The sequence below is a fragment of the Calditrichota bacterium genome (genome assembly GCA_013151735.1).
Lineage (GTDB): Bacteria > Zhuqueibacterota > JdFR-76 > JdFR-76 > BMS3Abin05 > BMS3Abin05.
The window spans coordinates 21,993-30,301 of the sequence record JAADHR010000125.1 but is presented as its reverse complement, the minus strand read 5'-3'; the positions used below and the strand labels follow the sequence as shown (position 1 = coordinate 30,301).

General features: G+C 48.9%; 9 protein-coding genes and 1 riboswitch. All 9 genes read right to left on the bottom strand.

The genetic code is table 11. The annotated features are described in order from the left end of the window. Positions 1–473: LEA type 2 family protein (locus tag GXO76_08685; protein ID NOY77929.1), on the bottom strand; the 473-nt coding region annotated here is incomplete at its 3' end. Further along, complete coding sequence (locus GXO76_08680) at positions 470–670, bottom strand: hypothetical protein (GenBank protein NOY77928.1); 201 nt, start codon at positions 668–670, stop codon at positions 470–472. The genes GXO76_08685 and GXO76_08680, both read right to left, overlap by 4 nt. A gap of 1 nt (position 671) precedes the next feature. Beyond that, the gene (locus tag GXO76_08675; protein ID NOY77927.1) at positions 672–1,337 is read right to left on the bottom strand and encodes an OmpA family protein; all 666 of its coding nucleotides are present in this window, start codon (positions 1,335–1,337) and stop codon (positions 672–674) included. 29 nt (positions 1,338–1,366) lie between these two features. After that, positions 1,367–2,743: an AAA domain-containing protein gene (locus GXO76_08670; protein NOY77926.1), complete on the bottom strand. Its 1,377-nt coding sequence runs from the start codon at positions 2,741–2,743 to the stop codon at positions 1,367–1,369. Positions 2,744–2,748: 5 nt separating this feature from the next. Beyond that, positions 2,749–3,285, bottom strand: a complete 537-nt coding sequence (locus GXO76_08665; GenBank protein ID NOY77925.1) for a GTP-binding protein — start codon at positions 3,283–3,285, stop codon at positions 2,749–2,751. Between the two features lie 115 nt (positions 3,286–3,400). Beyond that, a complete protein-coding gene (locus tag GXO76_08660; GenBank protein ID NOY77924.1) occupies positions 3,401–4,279 on the bottom strand; it encodes a hypothetical protein in 879 nt (292 codons plus the stop codon). Then, positions 4,276–4,692 carry a hypothetical protein gene (locus GXO76_08655; GenBank protein ID NOY77923.1) on the bottom strand — a complete coding sequence of 139 codons (417 nt, stop codon included), beginning with the start codon at positions 4,690–4,692 and terminating at the stop codon, positions 4,276–4,278. Before GXO76_08655 ends, GXO76_08660 begins: the two co-directional genes overlap by 4 nt. Positions 4,693–4,721: 29 nt before the next feature. After that, entirely contained in the window at positions 4,722–6,896 is a 2,175-nt protein-coding gene (locus GXO76_08650) for a penicillin acylase family protein (protein NOY77922.1), read from the bottom strand. A 117-nt stretch (positions 6,897–7,013) separates the two neighbouring features. Beyond that, on the bottom strand, positions 7,014–7,760 hold the full coding sequence (gene gpmA / locus GXO76_08645) for a 2,3-diphosphoglycerate-dependent phosphoglycerate mutase (GenBank protein NOY77921.1): 747 nt from the start codon (positions 7,758–7,760) through the stop codon (positions 7,014–7,016). A gap of 286 nt (positions 7,761–8,046) precedes the next feature. After that, positions 8,047–8,234: riboswitch (cobalamin riboswitch) on the top strand. The last annotated feature ends 75 nt before the right edge of the window (positions 8,235–8,309 follow it).

Genomic DNA, 8,309 nt, shown 5'->3' with positions numbered 1-8,309 from the left:
CTTTTGCTGGCGGGAATGCGTACCCGTCCCAAAACCGGTACATCAAATCCAAAAACCCCCTTAAGCTGATAACGAGTTGTGTCCTTGTCCCTTAAGTCTTTCCATGTTTTGTAAATCGTCTCAAATGTAAAGGCGACAGGAATGTGAAGGAGGTTCGATCCGTTAGGCTCAATTTTTAACGATTGGGTTTCGTCTCCCGATAAAAACGGATGTCCGTCAAGGAGGAAATCGTAATGAAACTCCTTTAAATCAATGCCTACCGGATTGGGATTTTGCACGCGCACGTCAAAAGAAAGGCTGGCCCCCGAAAAGGATAGGGATTTCAATTGAGCGCCCACGACGGTCACCTGAGGCTGTTCAACAGAGAGGTGTTGAATCAGGGATTGGACATTCGCACAGTTGAGGATAAACAGGCCGAGCACAACCCCGCCCAGCAAAACCACACGTCGCATTTTTAAAAAGGATTTGTTCATTTTTTATTTTCTTTATTTATGTGAGATTGCTTTTTCTCCAATGCCAAGTCTTTGGCCAGTAGATTAATTTTCCAGAGTTTCTCCAGACGATGGATCTCGTTTTTTGCCAGCTGTCCGCGCAGAAACCAGCCCAATCCAAAAGCCAGTACTGCGATAAAAATCAGACAGGCGCCTATTTCGGTTAATAAAAACAACATGTCAGGGTGTCTCCAGAACTCTAAATTCCACTCGCCTGTTTTTCCAGCGGCCCTCGTCGGTTTGATTGGAGGCGCAAAAGTCACGGCTTCCTTTTCCCTCCACAACCAGTCGGGAAGAGGAAATTCCTTTTCCTAAAAAATAATCACGCACAGCCTCTGCACGTTTCCGGCTGATTATTTTGTTTCGTGCCAAATTACCCAGTGAATCGGAAAACCCCACAATCCGGATGCTCATGTGCGAATATTTTTTAAGAGAATCTGCCAGACAATCGAGTAAAATCCGATTGCTGGGTGAAATGGCCCAGCGATTGGGGGCAAAATGAACCGTTGTTTGCTGTATCTCTTTCACGAACCGAGTCACTCCGGCAGAAAAAGCGGAAGCCGGCCGCTGTACCCGAATGTGATTCACGACGGTTCTCACTCCCCAAACCGAAGCAACCAGTCGTTCCGCAGCGGCTTTTTCTTTTTTGGAAGAAAGTTTACCCTGTAAAACGACGATTCGCCCGTCAACGGCCGTGTGCACTTCGTTGAATCCCTGCTTTTTCAGTTTTTGTTCCGTTTGATTCTTCAAGTGGGTTTCAATTTTATTGGCGCCGTGTACCAGACAAAGTACAAAAAACGCGCCAAACAAAATCAACCCGCCGAAAAGTGTTTTTTTAAAAGACATCGCGTCGCTTTTCCGATGAGAAATTTTTTTCAGGGATTGACATCCATCAAACCGTGTTTTTTCAGCCGGTAGCGAAAGGTGTCCCGACTGAGGTGCAGAAGCCTTGCCGCCCGGGATTGATTGCCGTGACTCATTCGGATGGCGTCCAGAAGAAGCTTTTTTTCCACTTCCTCCAGAGGAACCCCCTGGGCCGGAAGATGAAAGATTTCTTCCTGAACGGTTGAACCACGTTTCGTCTGAGGCTGGATTAAAACATCGTCTGCCTCAAGGACATCTCCTTCGGCAAAAATCATGGCGCGTTCAAGTACGTTTCGCAGCTCGCGCACATTGCCGGGCCATGGGTAAGCGAGCAGCTTTTCCCGTGCCTCCGGGGCCAGCCCCCGAACATGTTTATTAAAATCCCTGTTAAACAAGTCGATGAAATGGTGTGCGATTTCCAGCAGGTCTTCTCCCAGCTCCCGCAGCGGCGGAAGGTTAATCCAGACCACATTCAGGCGATAAAATAAATCTTCCCGAAACTGCTTTTCTTCAACCAAATCCGCCAGGTTTTGATTGGTGGCTGCAAGCAGTCGCAACCGAACCTCAATTTCCTGTGTGCTTCCAAGGCGCCGGAAACGCCGTGACTCCAGAAACGACAGAAGCTTGGCCTGAAGTTTAAGGGACATCTGACTGATCTCGTCCAGGAAAAGGGTGCCTCCGTCGGCTTCCTCCAGAAGTCCGGGTTTCCCTGTGGCCGCATTTGTGAAAGCTCCCTTCTCGTAGCCAAACAGTTCCGATTCCAAAAGAGCTTCAGGAATGGCCGCACAGTTGATCTCCACAAACGGGGCCTTGGCCTCCTGTGAAGAATAATGAATGACCCGTGCCACAAGATTTTTCCCGGTGCCGCTTTCTCCCTGCAGCAAAACGGTCGCCGAGGGAACAGATGCCACTTTGGCAATCATTTTTCGCACCGCCCGGATGGCCGGCGAACGGCCCAAAATGTTTCTGCTGGCATACTCGCCCCGCGACTCCAAAAGGCTCTCAAGGAGCCGGATTTCATTGGTTTGCTGCAAAAGGCGCTGTTCGTGCCGAGTTTTTTCTGTTTGATCTTCGAGAATAATCGTCAGAAAAGCGTCCTTCTCTTCTGGAGGGTAAACAAAGAGGTTGAAATAGATTTCACGGCCGTCCGGCTTTTCGCGAACCAGATTTTCCAGATAAAGCCGCTGACGTTTTCCGGAAGCAATTTCCTGAAGAACGGTTTCCATTCCGATGAGTTCCGGCAGTACCTGCTTCAGGGGAAGATTCAGGCCGCTTTGTCCGGAAACAGTAAAATCCGGGAAAAATGTGTTGTGCCAGAGAATATCGAGCCCGGATGACAGATGGGCCACACCGAATTTTTTATCATTTAAAAATGTCTCGAGTGCCATTGGATCTACTGTTCCTCTCCCACCAGCGTACGGGCCAGTGCCAAAAAGGCCTTTTCCACGTTTTCACCGGTTTTGGCGCTGGTTAAAAGAAACGGCCATTTTTTCTCTTCGCTCCACCCTTGAAGAGAGTGGCCCTGCTCCTCGGGCTGTGTAAAAAGGTCTTTTTTATTTCCAAGCAGAACAATTTTGGCAGCGGGAGCCACGGCAAAAAAGGAATCCAGAATTTTGGGAAGCACGTCTATTGTGTAGGGACGGGAAAGATCCGCCACAACGAGTGCTCCCGAAGCTCCCAGAAAATAGGTTTGGGTTGGGCCGCCAGCCTCTTCAAAACCCGCAATATCCCAGATGAGAAACTCGAATTGAGTCCATCTTCCCTGGCGGTTTTTGACGGGCGGGAGAATCTTTTGCGACACCTTTACACCTACCGTAACCAGGTAGGAGTCATCAAAGCGATTGTAAACAAATCGGCGTACCAAACTTGTTTTGCCGACACCAAACATTCCCAGAAGACAAATTTTTTTCTGAATCAAATGATGTTCCATTTTACCCCTGATTTTTCAAGAGAAAGCCTGCTGCTTTTGATCGTTTTCGGTAATAGATTTTTGCAGATGGAATGCCACTTTCTTGCGATTTTGGGTTTTCTTTTTTTCGGATCAGCTATTTGAATTGTGAGAAAAAGCCCTCCAAAAGGGAATGAACCCCGGAAAGACGTGAAATGTCCCCATCGTAATTGCGCAATTGCCTGTGAAATTTTGAGTGAATTTTATCGTGGATGGTCCGTAACTGCCTGTCAAAATCGGCGCCGGCTACACCGGAAAAGACCGCTGCCAGGTACGTGTACCGTCCCGGATTAATGCGAATACTGCGGCCGCTGTAAGCGATTTCCTGGAGTTCGTCCTTTTCCGCGGATGGGAATGCGTCTTCCACGAACATTTTAATGGCTGTCAGCATTCCGGCAATAGCCTGAGAAGAGTCCGTTTCATTTTGCAAAGCAGGATGACTGGCCTGGGCAATTAACAGCCCGGAGCGCTTGTCAATAAGAAAAACCTCTTCCAGATGAGAGGCTCCTGTTTGGACCAAAAGCATTTCCCCGGCACTCACGCCCAGGAATTTTGCCTTGATTTTTGTAATCAGCAGTTTGAAATTAAGGGTTTGATTGACCCGTTCGTTAATACTGGCTGCCAGTTTTTTCATGGCCTCGGAAACAGCTTTGGAAATCATTCGGCCGATGACGGGATAAAGTGCATCAACCACATCTTCTTTTGCCTCGTGTACCTGTTTTTTGATGGCGGCCCCCATCACGGGCGCCAATGCACTGGCCATTTCCTCTTTTGATTGGTTGATCTTTTGTTCCAGGGCCTCCGCTAACACCGGATTCAAGGTTCGAATCAGGCGCTCTTTATCCTCTAATTGGTCCTTTAATGCGGCCATTTCCTGTTGCAGCTCCGCGATCTCTCTGTCTTTTTCAGCCAGAAGGATGGCTTTTAGCTTTTCCAGAGGCGTTGCCAGGTGGTTTTGTGGGGATGTACCGTTCATTTTTCCGCGGATGCAGCCTGGCGGCTCAATTCCTGAAGGACGTCCTCTCCCTTTAACCGAAGGGCAAGTTCGGTCAGAAAATTGGCCAATTGGAGCCGGTCTGTTTTATCCAGAGCAAGGGTTTGAATTTTTTCAAGAAGGTCGGCTTTCAGCGTTTTTAGATTCTGCTGCATTTCCCGCGCCGCGTCGTCCAATTCCTTTTGCAGCTTCTGAAGGGAGTCCCTGTTTTCCCTGTCAACGGTTTCAATTTGCTGCCGCAAGTTCTGAACGGTTTCTTCAAACAGGGCGTGGTTTTTTTCCACGCGTTTTTGGAGTTCCACAAACCGGCGCTCGTATTCCCGCATGGTTTCGCCAAAAATCAGGTCTCGAATCTGATCAATATTATTGCCCGTGTTGGGCTGAGGGGCACTCACTGTAAAAAACCTCCGATTTTATTTTGAGTCTATTTGATTTTCAAGGCCTTGTACCGGCCGTTCCGCCAATTTTCAATGTCCGATGTGTACCATTTGGAAAAGCGCCGGTCGGAAGGGCCGCCCGCCAGATTGGTTTCCAGCACATCCGTGGCCATATCGGCAATCATCCGGAAAGAGGGATGAAAGGTGGTCACCATGCCGCCGTTTTTGTAGATGGCTCCCTGAGGAATGGTTGCGCGGTTTCCTTTAAGCGGAAACGGGCCGTAATCGAATCCCAGGAATTTGGGCAGTTTTCCTCCGAAGAAAATGTTTGTCATGGTAATGAGCCGGGTTTCGCCGTAGGACTTTGGTTTGACGGCGAGGGCTTTTTCAATGGCCTCCCGGTAGATTTGCTCGCGGGATTTGCCGTCGAACCACGCCGATGTTTCTTTTGTTAAAATCGCATCAAAATTGCCGTAGAAATCCACGAAAATTCCGGTTTCCTGATCCAGAAAGTCGAACACCTCTTCGCCCCATTCCTGAACGCCGAACACATCCCGCAATAACGCGTGGTAAATTTGCTCAAAGTAAAAAGCCGCTACGGAATCCTCCTGGTAGTGGAAATCCCATTGTTTGAGTCTGTTCCCGGCCTCGGTGTCCGGCAGGAGCGGCTTGATGATCGGCATGAAGCGTTCGGCCTGTTTGGAGTAAAGATCGTAATGCATTTTTTTCATGGTTTCGGCCGAATGCTTTTCTTGTGCAGCCAATAATTCCTGAATCCGGTCGACGCGATACGAAGCCATGGGCAGGTTAATGGGTTTTGCTTTGCCGAGGGCGTTAAGGTCGTTGTTGGCGGTTGCCAGATATCCGCGGCCGGGGTTGTATTCGTGCGGAAGGTCTGCCGGATCCACAAAACCGTTCCAGTCATTTTTGGGATCCCAGCCTTCAACCGGGTACAATCCTGTCCAGCCTTTTCGGCGTTTGGGCATACGGCCGCACATCTGAAAACCAATATTCCCCTGGCTGTCAGCAAAGATAAAATCCAGCGGGGGGATGTCCACATTTCGCATGGTTTCCATGGCCTCTTTTGTGGATCTGATTCGCGGCATTCGGATCATGTTCATTTGGGCGTCGGCCCCCCCGTTTTTTCGCCCGGACCAGGCCATGCTTAAATAGTATCCGGGTGTATTGGGATCACCCTCCAGAAATCCGTGCATATTCTCGTAAACCGTGAAGGTGATGGGATCCTTGCCCTTGGGATGCAGGGTTTCCGTTCGCGTTTCAAAGGGGATCCATTGGTCTTTCCGGCGAAATTTCCCATCCTTGCAATCTTCAATGTAAAAATCGATCATATCCATGAAGGCGTAAGTAAATCCCCAGGCCAGGTCTTTGGTGCGCCCGTACAGGATGCCGGGTACGCCGGGAATGGTGTTGCCGATGACGGCATTTCCGTCATATTTCATCATGATTTCGTACCACACGGCAGGCAGCCGGTTCACCTCCAGATGAGGGTCGCTGCAGTAGATGGCTTTTCCGGAGGCGGATTTTTCCGGAGCAACCGCCCAATTGTTGCTGGCCGATATCCGGGGTACCTGGTGCAGCCATTTCAGGGAATCCGGAACGATGGGGGCCTCGAGCTGAATCTTTTTGATGGCCTCCATATTCATTCCATCCAGATGCCCCGGGAAAAGCTCTTCCAGTTTCTCCCGGGATACCCCGTTTTGAACCATCTGAATGATGAATTTTTCCATATCGCCCTGAGCTTGTGCCAGGCCAACATACCCCATGATTTTGATAGTAATCAGTGAATCTTCGGGCTTCCAGGGGGCTGGTTTGTATTTGACCATTTTAAACTCAAAGGGACGTTTCTCATGCGATAGGAATTCATTTACCCCGGCCGTGTAGGCGTCCAGAATGGCCCGGGTGTCGGCATCCATGGCGTTAACCTGATCTCGGGCGTCATCCCGAAAGTTAATCTTTCGCATAAAGGTGTCAATGGCAATAAGCTCCTCTGTGGCTTTCAGGTTTTCGGAGGCCTCGCCGCGGGCAATGAGACGCACGAGCATCATTTGAACCATTCGATCGTTTGCGTGTACCCATCCGAGGCCGAAGTAAGCGCCTGCTTCTGTTTTTGCTGAAATTTGAGGAACCCCGTTTTTATCGCGCTGCAAGCGGATTTCTTCCCCGTGAAATTGCAGTCGAACCTCTTGCTCTTTAAGTCTCATATGTGCCTCCCAAGGAAAGGTTATGGATTCTTTTAGGAAACGATTATTTTCGTATGCCGGATCGAAACAAAAAGGCCATTTGTGAAAAATCAACAAATGGCCCTGAAAATATTATTTTTAAGCGTTGGCTTTACCCTGATTGGCAACGGCTTCGGCTGCCTTCTTAACAGCTTCCGGATCACCAAGGTAATAATGGGTAATGGGTTTGAGCTCATCATCCAATTCGTAAATTAGGGGGATACCAGTGGGAATATTCAGCTTTGTAATGGCGGCCTCGGACATGTTGTCCAGATATTTTACAAGGGCTCGCAAGCTGTTTCCGTGAGCCGCAATGATGACTTTTTTGCCCTGCTTGATCGTTGGAGCAATGGTTTCGTGCCAATACGGCAGGAATCGTTTGACGGTGTCCTTCAGACTTTCCGTCCGGGGCAGCTCTTCCTCCGGGACGTCTTTGTAACGCGGGTCGTGCCCGGGAAACCGGGGGTCTGAAGGATCTAATGCAGGCGGGGGCACGTCATAGCTTCGCCGCCAGATGAGGACCTGTTCCTCTCCATGTTTTCGGGCGGTTTCGGCTTTATTCAAACCCTGCAATGCCCCGTAATGGCGTTCATTCAGTCGCCAGCTCCGATAAACAGGAATCCACATAAAGTCCATGTCTTCCATTACAATCCAGAGTGTTTTGATGGCCCGTTTAAGAACCGAAGTAAAGGCAACATCGAATGTGTATCCTTCCTGTTTTAAAAGTCGGGCCGCTTCGTGAGCTTCCCGGATTCCCTGCTCGGTCAGGCCGACATCCGTCCAGCCGGTAAACCGATTTTCCAGATTCCACTGGCTCTGTCCGTGTCGCAATAAAACGACTTTCATGGGTGCTCCCTTAATTTTTTATCACCGGTAGTGGTTTGCAGAATAGTGCTTTTGCAAATGCATTCTTTTATCATCGAACATAATAAACTTTTCGGCAAGAATCAAGGTTTTTTTTGAAAGGGAAAGTCTAATTTCAGGCCGAAATTTTTCCTTTAAAACCGGGGAAATTTTGTCTCAAAATGATTACAAATCTAACTTCTTATTTTGCCGCATGGCTAAAAAACGCGTTAAAAATTTTTAAAAAAATCCTTGACATCACTATATTTAGTTGTTATATTTTCTTCCGCCTACAAGATGTCGGGTTGGTTCTTCCATAAAGATTAAAAGGGAATTCGGTGAAAATCCGAAACGGCCCCGCCGCTGTAAGGGGGGACAAAAGGAGCATGTGACCACTGTGTGCCTGAGGCGCATGGGAAGGCGCTTTTTTTGAGTGATCCCCAAGTCAGAAGACCTGCCAACTTCGGCGCTCAAGCCCCCTCGCGGGAGGGTGTTGGAGCGATTGAGTAAACCTAACACGTTTTTTCTTCTTTTTTGCTCGATCCTCCGTCT